Origin of the sequence: Sphingobium scionense, from assembly GCF_014197035.1 — a bacterium.
In the GTDB taxonomy this organism is placed as follows: domain Bacteria; phylum Pseudomonadota; class Alphaproteobacteria; order Sphingomonadales; family Sphingomonadaceae; genus Sphingobium; species Sphingobium scionense.
Genome location: NZ_JACIEU010000004.1, coordinates 234,708 through 253,885 on the forward strand (window position 1 = coordinate 234,708; position 19,178 = coordinate 253,885).

Sequence of the window (19,178 nt, forward strand, 5' to 3'; positions counted from 1 at the left end):
AGTGGCTTAGCAGGACGGAACGTGAACGGAAACGAGAATTATGCACCCCAAAGGCTGGGCGCCGCGATCAAAAATTTCGATATTTATCGAGCGGAAGGCCATGCTTCTCGACATAGGCGTTCCAACTTTCCATCGCGTCCCTATTGGCTTCCATCCAGCGATGGCGAACTTCCTCCACGAAACCGGGCTCGGACCGTAGACTGAGATCCATCCCCAGCTCTTCGGCAGCAGCAATCAGGTTCCGCTCTCGCGCGGCTTCGACCCGCGCCCGGCTTACCGCGAACTCATCGTCATCCATTGGCCGATCACCCTTTGCAGGACGATATCATGCCATGGCTCAATGCGGCAAGAAACGCGCCTCCGGATCGGCGGCGATGGCGGTGGCAAACTCGGCGCTGATCCAGTCGCGGAAGGCTTTGATCTTGGGCGTGTTGCGGGCATGGGGCGGATAGACCAGCCAATAGCTGGCGATCTCGCGGACATAGGACGGCACTGCCTCCACCAGTTGCCCCGCTTCCACCTCCGCCTTCCAGAGGAAATGGTTGAGGATGGCGACCCCCTGCCCGGCGATCGCGGCGCGCCCTTCCATCACCTGGCTGTCGAGCGCGATGCCGGGCGGGCCATCGGCCGGGTCGGCCTCCACGCCCATCGCCGCGAACCATTCATGCCACCACATGTCGTCGGGCGACAGGCGTGGCAGGGCGTGGAGCGCCTGCGCGTCGGCGATCGCCCCGTGCCGGTCGCGCCAGGCCGGGCTGCACATCGGCACCAGCCGGTTATGGGTCAGCAGCCGTGCTTCCAGCCCCGGCCACTCCCCCTTGCCGCCGCGCACCGCCAGATCGATACCCTCGCGAGCCAGGTCGACCACCGCGTCATCCGCCATGATCCGCACGGCCAGGTTCGGGTGGCGCATCTGGAAGGCACCGATCCGCGGCGCCAGCCAGAGATGCGCGAAACTGTTGGTGCAGCTTATGCTCAGCACCGCCGAATGATCCTGGGTCAGCGCAGCAAAGCCCTGCCGCATCTGGTCGAAGGCGCGGGTCAGGATCGGCGCGATCTCGCGCCCCTTCTCGGTCAGGGCGACCTTGCGCCCGGTCCGCTGGAACAGGCTGATGCCCAGCCGCTCCTCCAGCAATTTCACCTGATAGCTGACCGCCGCCTGGGTCATGCCCAGTTCGTGCGCGGCGGCGGTGAAATTCTCCAGCCGCGCGGCGGCCTCGAACACGCGGATGGCGGATAAGGGCGGCAGGTTCGACATGCCAGATAAATAAGCCAGGCTTATATACGCTGTCCATGCTTTTGTTGGCGTCGGCCGTGCCGTTCCGGCAGAGACAGGACTGCCGACGGCCCCCGCGCCCGGCGATAATCATGGACGGAAGGACCAGTGATGCGCGATCAATATGACGCCCGGCTGTGGAATGACAGCCATGAAGAAATCAGCAAAAGCGCCGACCATTTTCTGCACCGGGTGATGCAGGCATTTCGGGTGCTCCATCGCATCGAATGGAACGCCCCCTGGGCCGAGGAACGGTCATGCAAGCGGCCCTGCCAATCCTGAAAATCCCGGAAAATGGCAAAACAGGGGTTGCGGTTTCCGGCATAGGCGCCACCTTTAGGCCGTGCCCGAAACCGCTCCCTCCCCCTTGCCGGACCTCCCCTCTCCATCGCCCGCGCTGCTGATCGGTGCCGCCCTGTTCCTCGATTTCGACGGGACTTTGGCGCCGATCGCGGACACGCCCGACGGGGTGCATGTCGATGGCGAACTGATCGATCTGCTCGCCGCGCTGCGCCGCAAGCTGAACGGGCGCCTTGCTATCGTCAGCGGCCGGTCGATTACCACGCTACGCGATTTCGGCTTCCACGATTTCCTGCTTGCTGGCACTCACGGCCTTGAATTTGCCGCGCCGGGTGAGACCCCGCAGGCTCCTGCCCGCCTGCCCGCCATCGACGCGGTCGAACAGGCCTTCCACCTCTTTGCCGACACCCGGCCCGGCATGCTGGTCGAGCGCAAGTCGATCAGCGTCGGCCTCCATTTTCGCGGCGCGCCCGACTGCGGCGAGGCCGCCGGCCTGCTCGCCCATCAGCTTGCGCAGGACCATGGCCTTGCCGTGCAGGCGGGCAAGATGCTGTTCGAACTGCGCCCGGGCGGCGCCGACAAGGGCAGCGCCGTCACCCACCTGATGCAACAGGCGCCGATGGCCGGCGGCACGCCGGTCTTCATCGGCGACGATGTCACGGACGAGGAAGGTTTTGCCGCCGCCGCCGATTTGGGCGGCCATGGCATATTGGTCGGGCCGGCGCGGCACACGCGCGCGGCCTTCGGCTTGGAACAGGTTGCCGCTGTCAGGCATTATCTGGCGCAGGGGGTCGCCGCGATCATCTGACCGGCGGCCAGCATTCGCATGAACGAAGGGGGCCGAATATCATCGATACAAACGACCATATCCTGGCCGGGAACGAGCGCAACCTCGACCTTTGGCCGATCGGCAACTGCCAGGCGTCGGCTTTGATCGACCGCGCCGGGCGCATGGTCTGGGCCTGCGTGCCCCGGGTCGATGGCGACCCCGTCTTTTCCGCCCTGCTCGACAACAAGCATTGGGACAGCAAGGAAGCCGCCGGCTTCTGGGCCATCGAACTGGAAAATTGCGTCGCTGTCGAACAGCACTACATCCGCAACACCCCGATCCTTGTCACCCGCCAGACCGACGGCCAGGGCAATGCGATCGAAATTCTCGATTTTTGCCCGCGCCACAAGCATAAGGGGCGCATGTACCGTCCGGTTGCGTTTGCCCGCATCGTGCGACCGGCCGCCGGCAGCCCGCGCATCCGCGTGCGCCTGCGCCCCACCACCAGCTGGGGCAAGGAAAATGTCCCGGTCACCTACGGCTCCAACCATATCCGCATGGTCCTGTCCTATATGGCAATGCGCATATCGACCAATGCGCCGATCGGCCTGATTTCCCAGGAAAGCTGGTTTCGCCTGGAATCGGATATGCATTTCTTCATGGGGCCGGACGAGGGCTTTTCCGATGCGCTGCGCCCCGCGATCGAGCGGATGCTCGACGACACCATCCTCGAATGGCAGCTCTGGGTTCGCGGACTTGCCATTCCGGCTGAATGGCAGGAGGCGGTGATCCGCTCGGCCATCACGCTCAAGCTGTGCCAGCATGAGGAGACCGGTGCGATCGTCGCCGCGCTCACCACCTCCATCCCCGAACATGCCGACAGCGGCCGCAACTGGGACTATCGCTACTGCTGGGTGCGCGACGCCTATTATACGGTCGAGGCGCTGAACCGGCTCGGCGCGCTAGACGTGCTGGAAACCTATCTCGTCTACCTGCGCAACATCGTCGATGGCGCCAAGGGCGGCCATATTCAGCCGCTCTACGACGTGCGCGGCAACGCCACGCTGCACGAATGGGAGGCGGAAAGGCTGCCAGGCTATCGCGGCATGGGACCGGTCCGGGTGGGCAATGCTGCCTATGAACAGATCCAGCATGATGCCTATGGCCAGATCGTCCTGTCCTCGGTCCAGGGCTTCATCGACCGTCGGCTGCTGCGCATGGCCGGCCATGCCGATTTCGAGGCACTGGAGGTGGTCGGCGAGCGCGCCTGGCAGGTCTATGACCAGCCCGACGCCGGCTTGTGGGAACTGCGCACCCGCGCCCATGTCCACAGCTATAGCGCGGTGATGTGCTGGGCCGCCTGCGATCGCCTGGCCCATGCCGCTACCGCGCTCGACCTGCCGTTGCGTGCTGCCCATTGGGAAAATCGCGCCGAAACGATGCGGACACGCATCCTTCAATCCGCCTGGCGCGAAGACAGCAAGGCGATTTCCGCCAATTTCGAGGATGACGCGCGCGACGCGTCGCTGCTGCAACTGCTCGACCTGCGCTTCCTGACCGCCGACGATCCGATGTTCATCGGCACGCTCGAAGCGCTGGAAAAGGATCTGCGGCGGGGCAACGACATGCTGCGCTACAGCACGCCCGACGATTTCGGCGAGCCTGTCACCGCTTTCAACGTCTGTACCTTCTGGCTGATCGAGGCGCTGCATCGCACCGGCCGCACGGAAGAAGCACGCGACCTGTTCGAGGAAATGCTGTCCCGCCGCACCGCCGCGGGCCTGCTGTCCGAAGATATCGATCCCCATAGCGGGGAACTCTGGGGAAATTACCCGCAAACCTATTCGTTGGTCGGCATCATCAACTGCGCCGTCTTGCTGAGCAAACCGTGGAGCGTGATGCGATGAGCCGCCTTATAGTCATTTCCAACCGGGTCAGTCGCCCCAATGGCGCCGCCAATCAGGGCGGGCTTGCCGTCGCGCTGGCCCAGGCACTGCGCGAAAGCCGGGGCATCTGGGTCGGCTGGTCGGGCGAAACGACCGAGAATTTCACCGGCCATATCGGCTTTGCCGAGGATCAGGGCGTCAAGACCGCGACGATCGACCTGGAAGAACAGGACGTCGATGAATATTATAACGGCTATGCCAACAAGACGCTGTGGCCGCTCTTCCATTTCCGCATCGACCTGGCCGAATATGCCCGCGATTTCGAGGGCGGCTATAATCGCGTCAACCAGCGCTTCGCCGACACCGCCACCCCGCTGATCGAGCCGGATGACGTCATCTGGGTGCAGGATTATCACATGATCCCGCTTGGCCAGATGCTGCGGGACAAGGGCCTGCAGAACCGCATGGGATTCTTCCTTCACATCCCCTGGCCGCCGACCCGCCTGCTGGTGTCGCTCCCGCACCATACCAAGCTGGTCAGCACGCTGTTCGCCTATGATGTCGTCGGCTTCCATACGGAGGAATGGCTGGAATCCTTCCGCCATTATGTCGAGCGGGAGATGGGCGGCACGGTGGACGGTGATTTCGTCACCGTCGGCGATCGCACCATTCAGGCCATCGCCTGCCCGATCGGCATCAACGCACAGGAATTTGCCAGCGCCGCCACCAGCGAAGCCGCGCAGGACATGCATCGCAAGGTTCGCGCCTCGTTGCAGGATCGCTCGCTGATCGTTGGCGTCGACCGGCTCGACTATAGCAAGGGCCTGGAGGAACGCTTCAATGGCTATGCCCGCTTCCTCAAGGATCATCCCGAGCATCACCGCAATGTCGTTCTGGCGCAGATCGCGCCGCCCTCGCGCGGCGAAGTGGAAAGCTATCAGCAGATCCGCGCCACGCTGGATTCGCTCGCCGGGCGCATCAATGGCGAATATAGCGATGTCGACTGGACCCCGATCCGCTATGTCAACCAGGGCTATCCCCGCGACAAGCTGGCCGGCATCTACCGGTCGGCCGGCATTGGCCTGGTCACGCCCCTGCGCGACGGTATGAACCTGGTCGCGAAGGAATATGTCGCAGCGCAGGATCCCGATGACCCCGGCGTCCTCATCCTGTCCCGCTTCGCCGGCGCGGCGATGCAACTCAAGGATGCACTGCTCATCAACCCCTACAGCCCCGAAGAAATGTCCGATGCCATCAACCGCGCTCTTGCCATGCCGCTCGACGAGCGCAAGCGGCGCTGGCGGGCAATGATGAACAGCGTCGAGCAGCAGGATATCAGCTGGTGGCGCAGCGCCTTCACTGACCGGCTCACCGCCACCCGTCAGGAGGAACCTGAAGTGGAAGCCGAACCCGCCACCGAATGATTGAGCCACAGCGCATCACCGGCTAGGCCGTTGCGATGCACAGCGAAGACGAAGAACCGCGCGGCCTGTGGGCCGCCATCAGCGCCAGATCCGGCGTGATCATCGGCAGCATCGGCCTGATCGCCTGGCTGGCGCTGATCTGGTTCATGTTCGGCGACGTGCTGTAGCTCACCCCCCTGCGGATTTGCCCTTGCGTCTCGTTGAACCAGCGGCAGACATGATGCCGCTCCGGCTTCGGGAGCGCCAAACGGGGGATGTCCATGCTCGATCGCCGTTCCTTCCTCGGCAGCGCCGCTGCCGCTTCGCTCGCCGCGCCGATCGGGGCGGAGGCGCTGACCAGCGTGCCGCTGCCGGCCGCCGATCTCCATGCGAAGAATGAAGATGCCTATTGGGCGGCGCTGCGCCGGCAATTCCTGATCCCCGCCGATGTCGTGAACCTCAATGTCGGCACGGTCGGTTCCTCACCCCGCCCGGTGCTGAAAGCGATCTTCGACGGTTTCGAGACGACCGAGCAGATGACCCAGGAAGGATCGGAGGATTATCCGATCTGGGGCTATGGTGCCTGGGACCAGTATCGCAGGCCCTTCGCCGACTTCATGGGCGCGAAGGTCGAGCAGATGGCGATCCTGCGCAACTGCACGGAGGCGAACAGCTATGTCGCCAATGGCTTCGACATGAAGCCGGGCGACGAGGTACTGATCAGCGACGAGGAACATGGATCGGGCGAGATGCCCTGGATGCTGCGGTCGCGCCGTTATGGCGTGGTGGTGAAGAAATTCGCTATGCCCAAGCCGCCGAAGAGCGCCGCCGAAATCCTCAACCGGATCAACGACGCGATCACGCCCCAGACGCGGATCATCTTCGTCAGCCATATCAGCACCGCGACCGGCGTGGTGCTGCCGGCGAAGGAGATCGCCGCGCTCGCCCGGTCGAAGGGGATCATCTCCGCCTTCGACGGCGCCCATGTACCGGGCATGATGAAGGTCGACCTCAACGATATCGGCTGCGACCTCTACACCGGGTCGATGCACAAATGGCTGTTCGCGACCAAGGGCACCGGCTTCCTCTATCTGCGCGACAGAAACGTGATGGACCGGGTCTGGAACACGATCGTGACCGGCGGCTATGACGACCCGACCCGCATGGCCGATCGCTATATGCAGATCGGCTCCTCCTGCATCCCAACCTTGATGGGCCTCAACGCCGCGATCGACCTGGCCAACAGCATCGGCATGGACCGGATCGAGGCGCGCAATCGCATGCTCGCCGACTATATTCATGCCGAAATGCTGAAGCGCGGCGCGCAGGACTGGACCTCGCCCGATCCGGCGCTGCGCTGCGCGATCGCGACCGTCAACGTGCCGCCGGTGCAGCGGATGGAATTGCAGGACTGGCTCTGGAAAAACCACAAGGTCCGCATTCGCGGCGGCAACCCCAGCAAGCTGCGCCTCGCCACCCCCTATTTCCTGAGCAAGGCGGACATCGATCGCTTCCTTGGCCTGTTCGACGAATATCGGAAGATGAAAGGGGCCTAATCCTCCCCGCTTGCGGGGAGGTGGCATCGCGCAGCGATGACGGAGGGGCGTTGCCTGGTGCCCCCATCCACCACCGCTGCGCGGTAGTCCCCCTCTCCGCTTGCGGGGAGGAACAATTGCACCCCCGCCCGCTTTGCTCTATGGGCCTGCCCAAGCAGCCCCGGCACCCGCTGATCCTTCCCGATTCGCGTTTGCCGGGGCGAAATCTTTTCTGAGAAGAAGACAGGAACGCGTATGGCCCGTCGCCGCCAGATCTACGAAGGCAAGGCAAAGATCCTTTACGAAGGCCCCGAGCCCGGCACGATCATCCAATATTTCAAGGATGATGCGACCGCCTTCAATGCCCAGAAAAAGGGCACGATTTCGGGCAAGGGCGTGCTCAACAACCGGATTTCCGAGCATATCTTCACCCTACTCGGCCAGATCGGCGTGCCGACCCACTTCATCCGCCGCCTCAACATGCGCGAACAGCTGGTCCGCCAGGTCGAGATCGTGCCGATCGAGGTCGTCGTGCGCAACGTCGCCGCCGGTTCGCTGTCGAAGAAGCTCGGCATCGAGGAAGGCACGCAGTTGCCCCGCACCCTGATCGAATATTGCTACAAGGATGATGCGCTGGGCGACCCGCTGATCTCCGAAGAGCATATCGCCTGCTTCGGCTGGGCCACGCAGGAAGAGATGCACGACATCGCCGACATGGCGATCCGCATCAACGACTTCATGTGCGGCCTGTTCGCCGGCATCGGCATCCGCCTCATCGACTTCAAGCTGGAATTCGGCCGCCTCTATGACGGCGATTACAGCCGCATCATCCTGGCCGACGAAATCAGCCCCGATGGCTGCCGCCTGTGGGACATGGCGACCAACGAGAAGCTGGACAAGGATCGCTTCCGTCGCGACCTCGGCGGCGAAGTCGAAGCCTATCAGGAAGTGGCCCGCCGCCTGGGCCTGCTGCCCGAGGGCCTCGACACCACTGTCCTCGACCTCGACACGCATCGCAAGAAGCGCGAGAAGGACTGATCTACGAAAAGGCCGGCCACAACGCCGGCCTTTTTCTTATGGGTCTCAGGCGAGGATGGCATCCGCCATCAGCTTGAACCCCAGCAGCACCATCAGCATATAGATGAGCGTGTAGAAGCGCGCGGCATCGACCCGGCGGACCAGCCAGACGCCGGCAAAGGTCGAGACCACTGCCACCGGCACCAGCAGCGCCGTCGCCGTGAGATTGGCACGGGTGAACTGGCCGAGCGCGGCATAGGCCGGCACCTTCATCCAGTTCATGACAGCGAAAGCGACAGCCGTGGTGCCGACCAGCATGTCGCGCGGCAGCTTCCTGGGCAGCACCCACATCTGGAAGGGCGGCGATCCGGCATGGGCGATCTGGCTGGTGAATCCGCTCGCGACGCCGAACAATGTGCCGACCCAGCCCGGCGAGGTCGAGGGCAGGACGATCGCCCCGCCCCGCTCCACCCAGAGCCGCTGCAACCCGAACAGGGTGGAAATGGCGCCAAGCGCGCCCAGCACCGCGGTTTCGGAGACTTGCGCCGCAAACCAGTAGCCCAGCCCGACGCCGATCGCCATGCCGGGCAGCATTACCGCCAGGATATGCCCGTCCCAGCTGCGGCGAAAGGCCCAGACGCTGACCGCATCCTGCAGGATCAGGATCGGCAGCAGGATCGCCGCGCCGCGCACCGGATCGACGCCCAGCGCCATGATCGGCATGGCCAGCGCCCCGACACCGGCAAAGCCGCCCTTGGCGAGGCCAGATATGATGACGGCGATGATGGCGCAGGCGAAATAGAGAAGGTCGGGACTCATGCCCCAGCCTTATAAGCAGTTGCCGGCAAAGAGAATAAGCGGGGCGACCTGGGCCGCCCCGCCTGTGACATTCAATTCCGCTCGCGTCCCAGATTGGGCAGGAAGGCGGTGAGCAGGCCGATCGCCGGCAGGAAGGCGCAGACGCGGAACACCGTCTCTATGCTGCTATGGTCGGCCAGCCAGCCCAACCCGGCCGCGCCCAGCCCGCCCATGCCGAAGGAAAAGCCAAAGAACAGGCCCGAGATCATGCCGACCTTGCCGGGCACCAGTTCCTGCGCGAAGACGACGATCGCGGGGAAGGCGGAGGCAAGGATCAGGCCGATGATGACGGTCAGCGGCCCGCTCCAGAACAGCCCGGCATAGGGCAGCGCCAGCGTGAAGGGCAGCGCCCCCAGGATCGAGAACCAGATCACATATTTGCGCCCGAACCGGTCGCCCAGCGGCCCGCCCGCGACCGTGCCGACCGCCACCGCCGCCAGGAAGGCGAACAGATGGAGCTGCGCATTCTGCACCGACAGGTCGAACCGCTGGATCAGGTAGAAGGTGTAATAGCTGGTCAGGCTGGCGAGATAGACATATTTGGAGAAGATCAGTGCCAGCAGGATCGCGATGCCCCGCGCCGCATGGCCGCGCGGCAGTTCGATGTGCAACGCGCCGGCGCCACCGACCTGCAACCGGCTGAGGCCATGATGGCGATACCAGTTGGCGACATTCCACAGCACCGCACCCGACAGCAGCGCCAGCAGCGCGAAGAAGGCCAGGCTCGACTGGCCCCAGCGCACCACCACCAGCGCCGCCGCCAGCGGTCCCAGCGCCTGCCCCGCATTGCCGCCGACCTGGAACAGCGACTGAGCGAGGCCATGACGGCCGCCCGCCGCCATCCGCGCCACGCGCGAGGATTCGGGATGGAAGACCGAGGAGCCGACGCCCAGCAGCGCGGCGCCGACCAGCACCAGCCCATAGCTGTGCGCGATCGACAGCACGGTCAGACCCGCCAGCGAGAAGAGCGTGCCGCCCGGCAGCGCCATCGGCGTCGGTCGCTTGTCGGCATAAAGGCCGATCATCGGCTGCAGGATCGACGCGGTAATCTGATAGACCAGGGTCACCATGCCGATCTGGCCAAAGCTCAGATGTAGCTCGCTCTTGAGGCCCGGATAGATGGCGGGAAGCAGCGACTGCATCATGTCGTTGAGCAGATGACAGAAGCTGATCGCCACGATCACGCCGAACGCCGTGCCGCCCGCTGCCGCTTGTGCGCCCGTCTTGTCTATCCCAACCCTGTCTATCCGCGTCTCTTTCATTGTCCGTTCCTTTCTGAGGCCGGACCGATTAGCGCTTCCCTTGCCGTCCCGCTTCCGCATATGGGTCATTCTCTTTTGCGATCGGGACAATCATGAACCAGCGACACCCCGACGATCATGAGCATGTGCCCCGGCCGGTGGTCGGCATCGGCAATGATTATCCGCCCTCCTTCGAACTCGCCGAGCATCAGCATCGGCGCGGGCAGTTGCTCTATGCGGCGTCCGGCGTGGTGGCGGTCAGCACGCCGCAGGGCGCCTGGGTCGCGCCGCCCGAACGGGCCGTCTGGATTCCGGGCGGCACGCCCCATGCGGTGCGGATGGTCGGCGCGGTGCAGACGCGCAGCGTGCTGGTCGACCAGGCCGTCTATCCCGGCCTTGCCCGGTCTTGTCGGGTGCTCGGCGTGTCACCACTGCTGCGCCAGTTGCTGGTGGAGGCCGCCCATGTTCCGATCGAATATGAGGAAGCGGCGCGCGATGGCCTGGTCATGCGACTGCTGGTGGCGGAGATCGAGCGGTCGCCGCTGATCCCGCTCGCCGTGCCCTTCCCGCGCCATGCCGCGCTTGCGGCACGCTGCCACGCCTTTGTCGAACGCCCCGATGCGCATGTGACGATCGACCAATGGGCCGACGCGCTGGCGATGAACCGGCGCCGCTTCACCCGGTTGTTCCGGCAGGAAACGGGGATGAGCTTCGCGCAGTGGCGACAACAGGCTTGCCTGTCGGCGGCCCTGCCCCGACTGGCAAGCGGCGAGCCGATCACGACCATCGCGCTGGACCTGGGCTATGACGGGCCGGCCAATTTCTCGACCATGTTCAAGCGCGCACTGGGAGTCTCCCCCAGCCGCTACCGGCCCTAAAAGATCAGGCGGATTTGGCGCGATAGCCGATCAGAAGGCCGAAACAGAACGTCGCCAGCAGCGCCAACTGGACCCGACCATGCGGGTCGTCATAGCCGACAATCTGCTGCCCCCAGGCAAAAAGTCCCACAAACATCGCCAGTGCCAGACCGGACATGCCCCATATCCCCGCAAAAACTCCATCGTCACATTACCCTCCGCTTTCCTAAGAAAGTCATAACCTCTTGCCTGCGCGCCGCGCCGCGCCTAGGGGGAGCGGCAAAGTTCATCCCCCCGCATCGGCGGGCGGCATGCCAAGGAGTTTGCACCTCATGAAAGCCCGCATCTTCGTCACTCTCAAGGGCGGCGTCCTCGATCCGCAGGGCCGTGCGATCCATCACGCGCTCGAAGGCCTGGGCTTTGGCGGCGTCAACGACGTGCGCGCCGGCAAGCTCATCGAGTTGGACCTGGCCGACGGCACCAGCGACGAGGATATCGACGCCATGTGCCGCAAGCTGCTGGCCAACACGGTGATCGAAAACTACCGCATCGAAAAGGCGGCCTGAGCCATGAAGAGCGCCGTCATCGTCTTTCCGGGCAGCAATTGCGACCGCGACCTGGCGGTGGCGTTCGAGGCTGCGACCGGTTCCAAGCCCGCCATGGTATGGCATCGCGATACCGAACTGCCCGACGACATCGACCTGATCGGCGTGCCCGGCGGCTTTTCCTATGGCGACTATCTGCGCTCCGGCGCGATGGCCGCCCGCTCGCCGGTGATGCAGGCCGTCGCCCGCGCCGCCGATCGGGGCGCCTTCGTCCTGGGTATCTGCAACGGCTTCCAGGTGCTGACCGAAAGCGGTCTGCTGCCCGGCGCGCTGCTGCGCAACGCCGGCGGCCATTTCGTCTGCCGCGACGTCGCCCTGACCGTCGAGAACGCCCAGAGCGCCTTCACCAGCCGCTATGCCGCTGGCGAAGCGATCCGCTTCCCCGTAGCCCATCATGACGGCAATTATTTCGCCGACGACGCCACGCTCGATCGCCTGGAAGGCGAAGGCCGCGTCGCGCTGCGCTATGCCGAAAGCGTCAATGGCTCGGCCCGCGCCATCGCCGGCGTCCTCAATGAAGCCGGCAATGTGCTGGGCATGATGCCGCACCCCGAGCGCGTGATCGAGCCCGCCCATGGCAGCACTGACGGCCAGCGCCTGTTCGCCGGCCTTGTCGAAGGCCTGCTCGCCCGCGCCTGATCGGACTGAGAATAGAGATGAAAAGGCCCGCCACGCATCCGCGCAGCGGGCCTTTTTTGTCCGGTTGCAGCGACACCGATCAGCGCCTGCTTGCATCATTCCCCCTTTGTTCTACACCGGACCGACAGCGTTGAAGGGGGATAAATGGCCAGAAGGTCTCACGCATTTGTAGCGGCTCTGCTGCTCATTCCAGCCACCACCCAAGCGGCAGAACCAGGCACGGTCGCCATCCCCAAGGCGGTTCTCGCGCTCGAAGGCTGCTGGCTGGGCCGCGGCAGCGTGATGGGCAAGCCGGTAACTCTGACCATCCGTGCCCAGCCCGTGGCGCTCGATGCGATGCTCGCCCTCGACGTTGAAAGCAGCGCCCTGGCTGATGCCAACGATCGCTATGCCGCCCATCTGATCTTCGGCGGCACCGACAAGCCCCATCCGATTACAGGCTTCTGGGCGGACAGTTTCGGCGGCGCCTTCACCGCCGTGGGTGAAGGTGAAAGCCGGCCCGACGGTTTCGACATCGGCTATGCCTATCCCGATGCGACCTTCGTCAATCGATGGCGCATCGACGGCGCGCAACTGACATGGGAGATCGTCGCACGGGACGGGGCGAACGCCGAAAAAGCGTTCGCCAGCTACACCTTGCGCAGGACGACATGCACGCCGGCCTAAAGCGCACTAATCGGCCATCGGGGCCTAGGATATCGGAGTAGAGCCTGATTCACGTCATCGGCGGACGCGCAAAGCGCCTCCACCTCAAACGATCAGGCTCTAACCGCCCCGGTGATAGTCATACTCGTAGGCCCGGCCATGCGCCTTGGTCAGCACCGCACCGACGATCGAACCGCCAGCCCGGCGCAGCCGCTCCACGGCGACGCGCAGGCCGCCATGATGGTTGCGGCCCCATTCGACCACCAGCAACGTGACCTGCACCTTGGCTGCGAGCAGTTGCGCGTCGGACATGCCCAGGATCGGCGGCGCGTCGATCAGCACCGTGTCATAGCGGTCGCGCACCGCGCCCAGCAGCGCGTCGAGCGCCGGGGTCGAAAGCAGTTCCGCCGGATTGGGCGGAACCGCACCACAGGGCAGCAGCGACACGCCGGCAACACCGCTGTCGACGATCAGATCCTCGGCCTTCGCCTGGCCGGTCAGCACCTCGCTGATGCCGCGTGTGGCGTTCACCCGGAACAGGCTGTGCTGCACCGGTCGCCGCATGTCGGCGTCGATCACCAGCACCTTCTTGTCCAGTTGGGCCAAGGCTCGGGCGAGCGCATTGACGGTCAGCGACTTGCCTTCCTCCTCCTGCGCGCTGGTGACGAGGATGGAGCGCGGCAGCCCGGCCACCGACGCCAGTTGCAGCGATTGCGCAATCGGCACGAAGATGTCGGGTGCAGCCGGCTGATCGCCGGTCGCCAGCACGGCCCCCAACAAGGGCAGGTTGACCCGTTCCGCCAGGGTGTCGGCGGAAGTTACGGCATCGTCGAACATGTGTCGTGCCGCGATCAGCAGGAGGCCGAGGAATATGCCCCCCAGAGACGCGAGCAGCATGACGCGGCCGGCATGGGGGGCGAAGGGCGTAGTCGGCACCGCAGCCCGATCGAGCGGCTGGATGCGGCCGGCCTGGAAACCGGCCTGCGACGCCATGTCGCGATAGCGCTGCAACAGGCTATCGTGGAGCAGTCGATAGGTTTCGACCGACCGGCCCATCATGCTAACCTGCATGTCGCGCCCGCGCTCGACCCGCGCATCCCCCTCCAGGGCAGCGATTTCCGACGCGATCTGCTTCTCGCCATGGGCCGCCACTTCATATTCCTGGCGCAGCGACGCCCGGATCGTGTTGGCCATGGCCTGGGCCTGATCGTCCAGTGCCGCGAGGCGCGCGCGCGCCTCGCGCATTTCGGGATGCGCATCCTTGCGGAACTGCCGTTCCTCGACCAGCGCGGCGCGCGCCTGCGCCCGCTCCGCCATCAGTTGTTGCATGGCGCCATTGCCCAGCACTTCGGGCAGCGTCTCGGCGCTCGCCGCCTTTGCGCTTTCCCAGCGCTTCTGCGCGGCGATGCGGTCGGCCACCGCCTGGGCGCGGAACGCGTTGAGCTGCGCCAGACGCGCCGCGGTCGATCCTTCCGGCACAGGCGCGGCGTCGGGCTTCGCAGCCCTGTCGTCGGCCTTCTTACCGTCGTTCTTCTTGTCTTCGTCCGTCGCCGCCTCGACAGGCACTGCGCCGGTGCGCGAGGCATAGACCGCCAGATCGCGTTCGGCCCGTTCCAGATCCTTGCGCGCGCCATCCAGCTCGCCCAGCAGGAAACGACGTGCCTGCACGCCGGATTCGAAGCCACGCTTCAGGTCCGCGCGGATCAGGCTGTCGGCATAGCTGTTCGCCACCCGCGCGGACAAAGCCGGATCGGCGCTGACGAAGCTGATGCGCAACACGCGCGACTTGCCCGGCAATTCGACCTGCAGATTATCGCGCAGCAGCTTGATGACCTGCTCATGCTCGACCTGGCGCTGGGTCAGGCTGCCCTGCCCCTGCGCCGGCCGGCGCGCATCCATACCCTGGAAGAAGACCGGACTGCCGACCAGCGCCAGATCGCGCGCGACATCTTCGGCCAGGGCGCGACTGCGCAGCACTTCCAGCTCGGTCTGCATCATGCTTTCGGTATCGGCGGCGCTGACCGGATTCTGCATCGCCCCTGCCCCGGCGGCACCGGCCGGCACATCCTCCACCTCGACCGAGGCGGTCGCGCGATAATCGGGGGTCGACAGCAGGATATAGATAGCACCGGCCAGCACGCACAGCGCCATCGTGACGAACAGGATGACCCGGTGCCGCCGCACCACGGTCCATGTGCCGCGCGCGCTCTCTACGAAGCGGGTCGTGCGATCCTCCTCCCCGGCATCACGCTGCTCCAGTTCGATGATCCGGGACACCATCAATTGCCTCCGTCTATGGCGATGAAGCCGGTCGCGACGGCAGGAATGGCGATCAGCGCGCCGCCAAGGATCGCCTTGGCCCGCGAAAGCCCGACGATCACCAGATCACCGGGAAGAATTTCAGGATCGGGCGCTTCGCCCTTGCGAATGGCGCCCAGGTCGAAGGTCGCGGCCTGACGCTGCCCCTCGACGGTGCGTACCACCACCACCTGCCCCAGGCTCGCCAGTCGGGTCGGGCCATGGGCCAGCGCCACCGCCTGGATGAGGCCGATCCGCCCCTCGACCGGGAACAGGCCGGGCTCGCGCACCTCGCCATCGACGGTGATGCGGCGGCCGACCGCCTGTTTCACGAACACCGTGACCTGCGGCGACACCAGATAACGCTCGCCCAGCCGGCCGGCGATCACGTCCGACGCCTCGCCCGCCGTCAGCCCGCCAATCGACACATCGCCGACCAGCGGCATGCGGACCATGCCGGCCGCACTGACCCGCGCATCCTCCAGCGACAGGTCGGGCTCATGATAGACCTGGATGCGCAGCACATCGTCGGGACTGATGACATAGTCGCGGCCCACTGCGGCGGGCGCAGGCATCAGCGCATAGGCGGCCTCGCCGCGCGGGGCATCCTCGACGGTCGCGCAGCCAGCCAGCAGAATTGCCGCCGCCAGCACGGCGCCGCCCTTCATCCCGTTGCTGTATCGCCCCACATTCTGGCGCTTCATGCGCATCAACACCCCATCACGAACCGGGTGCGGCCCGCAAAAGGGCCGCTCGGCTCGGGGGTTAGCGGCGCGGCACCCTCATGGCAACCGCGTGGGGGGCAGGACGAACCGGCCGGCCGACGATCAGACCGCGATACGCTGCGCAGCCGGCTCGGGCTGGCGGCGCGGCTGGTCGGGCCAGATGCCGCGCGTGTCATAGACGGCCTTGCCGGCGCGTTCGTCGACGGGAACGGATTTGAACATGTCATGATCGACAAGAATGATGAACACGCCGCATTGTTCCAGAGCCGTATCGAGATCGATCAGTTCAGCGCCGGTGCCGGCAAATTCCATCGGCAGATCCTGCGCATAGGGTTCGACCAGCTTGACCCGCTTGCCGTAGCGGCGGGCGAGGCGACTGGCGACCTTGACCGCCGGGCTTTCGCGGAAATCGTCGATGTTCGGCTTGAAGGCGAGGCCGAGGCAGGCGACGTCCTCACCGGCAAAGGCGTCGATCATGTCCGACGATTTGGCCACGACATAATCGGTCTTGCCGTCGTTCACCTCGCGCGCGGTGCGGATGATACGGGCATTTTCCGGGTCGCCATGGACGATGAACCAGGGATCGACGGCGATGCAATGGCCGCCGACGCCGGGACCGGGTTGCAGGATGTTGACGCGGGGATGACGGTTGGCAAGGCGGATCACCTCCCACACGTCGATGTCCATCCGGTCGGCGATCACCGACAATTCATTGGCAAAGGCGATGTTGACGTCGCGGAAGCTGTTTTCGACCAGCTTCACCATCTCGGCCGCGCGCGCGGTGGTGGTGATACAGGCGCCGCGCACGAACTGGCGATAGAAGCCCAGTGCCTTGCGCGCGCAACGGGGCGTGATGCCGCCGATGCAGCGGTCATTGTCGATCAGTTCGACCAGGATGCGGCCAGGCAGCACCCGCTCGGGGCAATAGGCGATAGCAATGTCGCCAGCCACGCCGGGCGCCGGCATCTTGAGGTCCGGGCGCAGTTCGGCGATCAGGTCACGCATCGCCTCGGTCGTGCCGACCGGCGAGGTGGATTCCAGTATCACCGTATCGCCGTTTTTCAGCACCGGCGCGATGGTCCGCGCCGCCTGCAACACATAGGAGATGTCGGGCGCGCGGTCCTCGGCCACCGGGGTCGGCACGGCGATGATGAAGACGTCGCTGGCCTCGACGCTCAATGAAGCCCTCAGATTGCCGCGCGACACCACGCCCTGCACCAGGCCGTCCAGATCGACTTCCTCGATATGGACCCGGCCCGAATTGACCGTTTCGACCACATGGGCGCTGACGTCGACGCCGACGACCTGTGCCCCGCCGCGCGCGATCAGCGCCGCAGTCGGCAGGCCGATATAGCCCAGACCAATGACGGAAACCTTCTGCTTGCTGTCGACGGGCATGGATCGCTGTGTCCCTGAAAGGATGAACTTCGCGCTCCTTTTGGCCGGAAATGCTGAAGATTCCGGTAACGCTCGTCGCGCGGCACCGCCGCGCGACGATGGACGCAACGCGCCTTAACGATAGCGCGGCTGCGGCTGGCGCGCCATATGCATCGACGAACGAACGACTGTCGTGGTGATGATCTTGGTCTTCATCAACTGGCGAACACGCTCGGCGCCATCGGGATTGAGCAGCACGACGCGCGTCCCGCCAGAGGTGAGGGCCTCGATCGTGGAAATGGCGATGGCGTGACGGACGCACAGCGCCTTCACATCATCGAGCGGCGCATCAAGATTGATCGCGCGGCTCATGCGCGTGACTGCATATTGGCGGATATCGGGCAGGTACAGGTCATGGAATTAACGCTCCTTGCGTAGCAAGCGGGAGCGCAATGGTCTCTCGGTCGCGACAAATGCTTGCAGGCAGATTTTGCGCGATGTCGCCGGGTAGCAGATGGGCGGCGTTGCGTCGCCGCCTTATTTCAGCCCGTGATGATATCCGCGATCCGCTGCGCCGCCTGGCCGTCACCAAAGGGATTATGAGCGCGCGCCATCGCCTGATAGGCGGCTTCATCGTCCAGCAGCGCCAGCACCTCGCGCACGATCCGTTCGCGGTCTGCACCAACCAGCTTCGCCGTGCCAGCCTGCACGCCCTCGGGCCGCTCGGTCGTCTCGCGCATCACCAACACCGGCTTGCCGAGCGAGGGCGCCTCTTCCTGCACCCCGCCGCTGTCGGTCAGCACCAGATGGCACAGGTCGAGCAGGCGGACGAAATGGGGATAATCGAGCGGTTCGATCATCGCGACATTGGGCAGGTCACCCAGCACCGCATCCATGACCGGACGGACATTGGGATTGGGATGGACCGGGAAGATCACCGCCACGTCGGGCCGCGCCGCGATGTCGGCGATGGCGCGCGCGATCGCCTCCATCCCGCCGCCGAAATTCTCGCGCCGATGGCTGGTGACTGCCACGATCCGCTTGCCGGCGAAACGCGCCGCCAGATCGTCGAGGCCGCTGGCCAGCGCCGGTTCGCAATGGACCCGATCGACCGTCGCCAGCAGCGCGTCGATCACGGTATTCCCCGTGATATGGATGCCCGCCGCGTCACGATTTTCCCGCAGCAGCGCATCGGCAGCAGCCTGGGTCGGCGCGAAATTCATGTCCGCGATACAGGCAACGACGCGGCGATTGACCTCTTCGGGCCAGGGATGGTGGATGTCGCCGCTGCGCAGGCCCGCCTCGACATGAGCGACCGGTATCTTGCGATAATAGGCGGCCAGGCTAGCCACCATCGTCGTCAGCGTGTCGCCATGCACCACCACCCGGTCGGGCTTTTCGGCATCGAACGCATCGCCCAGCGCGACGATCAGCTTGGCCGTCAGCCCGTCCAGCGTCTGGTTGGGCGTCATCACGTCCAGATCGATGTCCGGCACGATGCCGGCGATCTCCAGCACCTGGTCCAGCAGGCCACGATGCTGGGCCGTCACGATGACGCGGGTGTCGATATCGGCACGCGCCTTGAGCGCATGGATCACCGGGAACAGCTTGATCGCTTCCGGCCGTGTCCCAAATACCAGCGCTACCTTCATCTTCGCCCCATCCTGTTGCGGTTTCCGCCCCATTGCAGAAATTCGTAACCATCGCCTGAACGCGCCGCGCTTTTCCTGCCCGCATCATTGATGCT

General features: G+C 65.1%; 21 protein-coding genes. 11 read left to right on the top strand and 10 right to left on the bottom strand.

What is annotated here, in order from left to right; genetic code table 11:
• Positions 1-67: 67 nt before the first annotated feature.
• A complete protein-coding gene (locus tag GGQ90_RS06175; protein ID WP_188081324.1) occupies positions 68-298 on the bottom strand; it encodes a type II toxin-antitoxin system CcdA family antitoxin in 231 nt (76 codons plus the stop codon).
• Positions 299-337: 39 nt separating this feature from the next.
• On the bottom strand, positions 338-1,258 hold the full coding sequence (locus GGQ90_RS06180; RefSeq protein ID WP_188081325.1) for a LysR substrate-binding domain-containing protein: 921 nt from the start codon (positions 1,256-1,258) through the stop codon (positions 338-340).
• A 129-nt stretch (positions 1,259-1,387) separates the two neighbouring features.
• Between GGQ90_RS06180 and GGQ90_RS06185 the strand changes: the two genes are divergently transcribed.
• The 7 genes from GGQ90_RS06185 (at position 1,388) to purC (ending at position 8,207) form a co-directional block, all read left to right on the top strand.
• Positions 1,388-1,558 (top strand): hypothetical protein, encoded by a 171-nt coding sequence (locus GGQ90_RS06185; protein ID WP_188081326.1) that lies wholly within the window; start codon positions 1,388-1,390, stop codon positions 1,556-1,558.
• A 61-nt stretch (positions 1,559-1,619) separates the two neighbouring features.
• Positions 1,620-2,384 (top strand): trehalose-phosphatase, encoded by a 765-nt coding sequence (gene otsB / locus GGQ90_RS06190; RefSeq protein WP_188081327.1) that lies wholly within the window; start codon positions 1,620-1,622, stop codon positions 2,382-2,384.
• A gap of 98 nt (positions 2,385-2,482) precedes the next feature.
• Positions 2,483-4,252, top strand: coding sequence for a glycoside hydrolase family 15 protein (locus GGQ90_RS06195; RefSeq protein ID WP_343053582.1), 1,770 nt, complete (start codon positions 2,483-2,485; stop codon positions 4,250-4,252).
• Complete coding sequence (otsA, locus tag GGQ90_RS06200; protein ID WP_188081328.1) at positions 4,249-5,655, top strand: alpha,alpha-trehalose-phosphate synthase (UDP-forming); 1,407 nt, start codon at positions 4,249-4,251, stop codon at positions 5,653-5,655. The genes GGQ90_RS06195 and otsA overlap by 4 nt, the downstream gene beginning before the upstream one ends.
• A gap of 35 nt (positions 5,656-5,690) precedes the next feature.
• Positions 5,691-5,822 carry a hypothetical protein gene (locus GGQ90_RS29645; protein ID WP_281391420.1) on the top strand — a complete coding sequence of 44 codons (132 nt, stop codon included), beginning with the start codon at positions 5,691-5,693 and terminating at the stop codon, positions 5,820-5,822.
• A 93-nt stretch (positions 5,823-5,915) separates the two neighbouring features.
• Positions 5,916-7,190, top strand: a complete 1,275-nt coding sequence (locus GGQ90_RS06205) for an aminotransferase class V-fold PLP-dependent enzyme (RefSeq protein ID WP_188081329.1) — start codon at positions 5,916-5,918, stop codon at positions 7,188-7,190.
• A gap of 234 nt (positions 7,191-7,424) precedes the next feature.
• Positions 7,425-8,207, top strand: a complete 783-nt coding sequence (gene purC, locus GGQ90_RS06210) for a phosphoribosylaminoimidazolesuccinocarboxamide synthase (RefSeq protein WP_004207352.1) — start codon at positions 7,425-7,427, stop codon at positions 8,205-8,207.
• Between the two features lie 45 nt (positions 8,208-8,252).
• Here the strand turns inward: purC and GGQ90_RS06215 are convergent, their stop codons facing one another.
• Positions 8,253-9,005, bottom strand: a complete 753-nt coding sequence (locus GGQ90_RS06215) for a sulfite exporter TauE/SafE family protein (RefSeq protein WP_188081330.1) — start codon at positions 9,003-9,005, stop codon at positions 8,253-8,255.
• Between the two features lie 71 nt (positions 9,006-9,076).
• Positions 9,077-10,306, bottom strand: coding sequence for an MFS transporter (locus GGQ90_RS06220; RefSeq protein ID WP_188081331.1), 1,230 nt, complete (start codon positions 10,304-10,306; stop codon positions 9,077-9,079).
• 92 nt (positions 10,307-10,398) lie between these two features.
• Here GGQ90_RS06220 and GGQ90_RS06225 point away from each other — a divergent pair, with 92 nt between their 5' ends.
• Positions 10,399-11,163, top strand: coding sequence for an AraC family transcriptional regulator (locus GGQ90_RS06225; RefSeq protein WP_188081332.1), 765 nt, complete (start codon positions 10,399-10,401; stop codon positions 11,161-11,163).
• 4 nt (positions 11,164-11,167) lie between these two features.
• Here the strand turns inward: GGQ90_RS06225 and GGQ90_RS06230 are convergent, their stop codons facing one another.
• Positions 11,168-11,320: a hypothetical protein gene (locus GGQ90_RS06230; protein WP_017499503.1), complete on the bottom strand. Its 153-nt coding sequence runs from the start codon at positions 11,318-11,320 to the stop codon at positions 11,168-11,170.
• Positions 11,321-11,474: 154 nt separating this feature from the next.
• On the opposite strand from GGQ90_RS06230, the gene purS reads away from it, so the two are divergent.
• The 3 genes from purS (at position 11,475) to GGQ90_RS06245 (ending at position 13,052) form a co-directional block, all read left to right on the top strand.
• Positions 11,475-11,708, top strand: a complete 234-nt coding sequence (purS, locus tag GGQ90_RS06235) for a phosphoribosylformylglycinamidine synthase subunit PurS (RefSeq protein WP_188081333.1) — start codon at positions 11,475-11,477, stop codon at positions 11,706-11,708.
• Between the two features lie 3 nt (positions 11,709-11,711).
• Entirely contained in the window at positions 11,712-12,386 is a 675-nt protein-coding gene (gene purQ, locus GGQ90_RS06240) for a phosphoribosylformylglycinamidine synthase subunit PurQ (RefSeq protein ID WP_188081334.1), read from the top strand.
• A gap of 144 nt (positions 12,387-12,530) precedes the next feature.
• Positions 12,531-13,052 (top strand): hypothetical protein, encoded by a 522-nt coding sequence (locus tag GGQ90_RS06245; protein ID WP_188081335.1) that lies wholly within the window; start codon positions 12,531-12,533, stop codon positions 13,050-13,052.
• 99 nt (positions 13,053-13,151) lie between these two features.
• Here GGQ90_RS06245 and GGQ90_RS06250 read toward each other — a convergent pair whose 3' ends face one another.
• The 5 genes from GGQ90_RS06250 to wecB form a co-directional block, all read right to left on the bottom strand.
• Positions 13,152-15,311, bottom strand: coding sequence for a GumC family protein (locus GGQ90_RS06250; RefSeq protein ID WP_188081336.1), 2,160 nt, complete (start codon positions 15,309-15,311; stop codon positions 13,152-13,154).
• On the bottom strand, positions 15,311-16,039 hold the full coding sequence (locus GGQ90_RS06255; protein ID WP_246428145.1) for a polysaccharide biosynthesis/export family protein: 729 nt from the start codon (positions 16,037-16,039) through the stop codon (positions 15,311-15,313). The genes GGQ90_RS06250 and GGQ90_RS06255 overlap by 1 nt, the downstream gene beginning before the upstream one ends.
• 117 nt (positions 16,040-16,156) lie before the next feature.
• Entirely contained in the window at positions 16,157-17,452 is a 1,296-nt protein-coding gene (gene wecC / locus GGQ90_RS06260; RefSeq protein ID WP_188081337.1) for a UDP-N-acetyl-D-mannosamine dehydrogenase, read from the bottom strand.
• Between the two features lie 114 nt (positions 17,453-17,566).
• Entirely contained in the window at positions 17,567-17,803 is a 237-nt protein-coding gene (locus tag GGQ90_RS06265) for a hypothetical protein (RefSeq protein ID WP_188081338.1), read from the bottom strand.
• A 170-nt stretch (positions 17,804-17,973) separates the two neighbouring features.
• The gene (wecB, locus tag GGQ90_RS06270) at positions 17,974-19,083 is read right to left on the bottom strand and encodes a non-hydrolyzing UDP-N-acetylglucosamine 2-epimerase (RefSeq protein WP_188081339.1); all 1,110 of its coding nucleotides are present in this window, start codon (positions 19,081-19,083) and stop codon (positions 17,974-17,976) included.
• Between the last annotated feature and the right edge of the window lie 95 nt (positions 19,084-19,178).

What these genes read in the sequence shown, in the direction of transcription:
- GGQ90_RS06255 (WP_246428145.1), bottom strand. Translation starts at nt 16,039, where the DNA reads ATGCGCATGAAGCGCCAGAATGTGGGGCGATACAGCAACGGGATGAAG.
- GGQ90_RS29645 (WP_281391420.1), top strand. Translation starts at nt 5,691, where the DNA reads ATGCACAGCGAAGACGAAGAACCGCGCGGCCTGTGGGCCGCCATCAGC.
- purQ (WP_188081334.1), top strand. Translation starts at nt 11,712, where the DNA reads ATGAAGAGCGCCGTCATCGTCTTTCCGGGCAGCAATTGCGACCGCGAC.
- GGQ90_RS06175 (WP_188081324.1), bottom strand. Translation starts at nt 298, where the DNA reads ATGGATGACGATGAGTTCGCGGTAAGCCGGGCGCGGGTCGAAGCCGCG.
- GGQ90_RS06185 (WP_188081326.1), top strand. Translation starts at nt 1,388, where the DNA reads ATGCGCGATCAATATGACGCCCGGCTGTGGAATGACAGCCATGAAGAA.
- GGQ90_RS06220 (WP_188081331.1), bottom strand. Translation starts at nt 10,306, where the DNA reads ATGAAAGAGACGCGGATAGACAGGGTTGGGATAGACAAGACGGGCGCA.
- GGQ90_RS06250 (WP_188081336.1), bottom strand. Translation starts at nt 15,311, where the DNA reads ATGGTGTCCCGGATCATCGAACTGGAGCAGCGTGATGCCGGGGAGGAG.
- GGQ90_RS06205 (WP_188081329.1), top strand. Translation starts at nt 5,916, where the DNA reads ATGCTCGATCGCCGTTCCTTCCTCGGCAGCGCCGCTGCCGCTTCGCTC.
- GGQ90_RS06180 (WP_188081325.1), bottom strand. Translation starts at nt 1,258, where the DNA reads ATGTCGAACCTGCCGCCCTTATCCGCCATCCGCGTGTTCGAGGCCGCC.
- wecB (WP_188081339.1), bottom strand. Translation starts at nt 19,083, where the DNA reads ATGAAGGTAGCGCTGGTATTTGGGACACGGCCGGAAGCGATCAAGCTG.
- GGQ90_RS06265 (WP_188081338.1), bottom strand. Translation starts at nt 17,803, where the DNA reads ATGAGCCGCGCGATCAATCTTGATGCGCCGCTCGATGATGTGAAGGCG.
- GGQ90_RS06225 (WP_188081332.1), top strand. Translation starts at nt 10,399, where the DNA reads ATGAACCAGCGACACCCCGACGATCATGAGCATGTGCCCCGGCCGGTG.
- purC (WP_004207352.1), top strand. Translation starts at nt 7,425, where the DNA reads ATGGCCCGTCGCCGCCAGATCTACGAAGGCAAGGCAAAGATCCTTTAC.
- GGQ90_RS06230 (WP_017499503.1), bottom strand. Translation starts at nt 11,320, where the DNA reads ATGTCCGGTCTGGCACTGGCGATGTTTGTGGGACTTTTTGCCTGGGGG.
- GGQ90_RS06245 (WP_188081335.1), top strand. Translation starts at nt 12,531, where the DNA reads ATGGCCAGAAGGTCTCACGCATTTGTAGCGGCTCTGCTGCTCATTCCA.
- GGQ90_RS06215 (WP_188081330.1), bottom strand. Translation starts at nt 9,005, where the DNA reads ATGAGTCCCGACCTTCTCTATTTCGCCTGCGCCATCATCGCCGTCATC.
- purS (WP_188081333.1), top strand. Translation starts at nt 11,475, where the DNA reads ATGAAAGCCCGCATCTTCGTCACTCTCAAGGGCGGCGTCCTCGATCCG.
- otsA (WP_188081328.1), top strand. Translation starts at nt 4,249, where the DNA reads ATGAGCCGCCTTATAGTCATTTCCAACCGGGTCAGTCGCCCCAATGGC.
- wecC (WP_188081337.1), bottom strand. Translation starts at nt 17,452, where the DNA reads ATGCCCGTCGACAGCAAGCAGAAGGTTTCCGTCATTGGTCTGGGCTAT.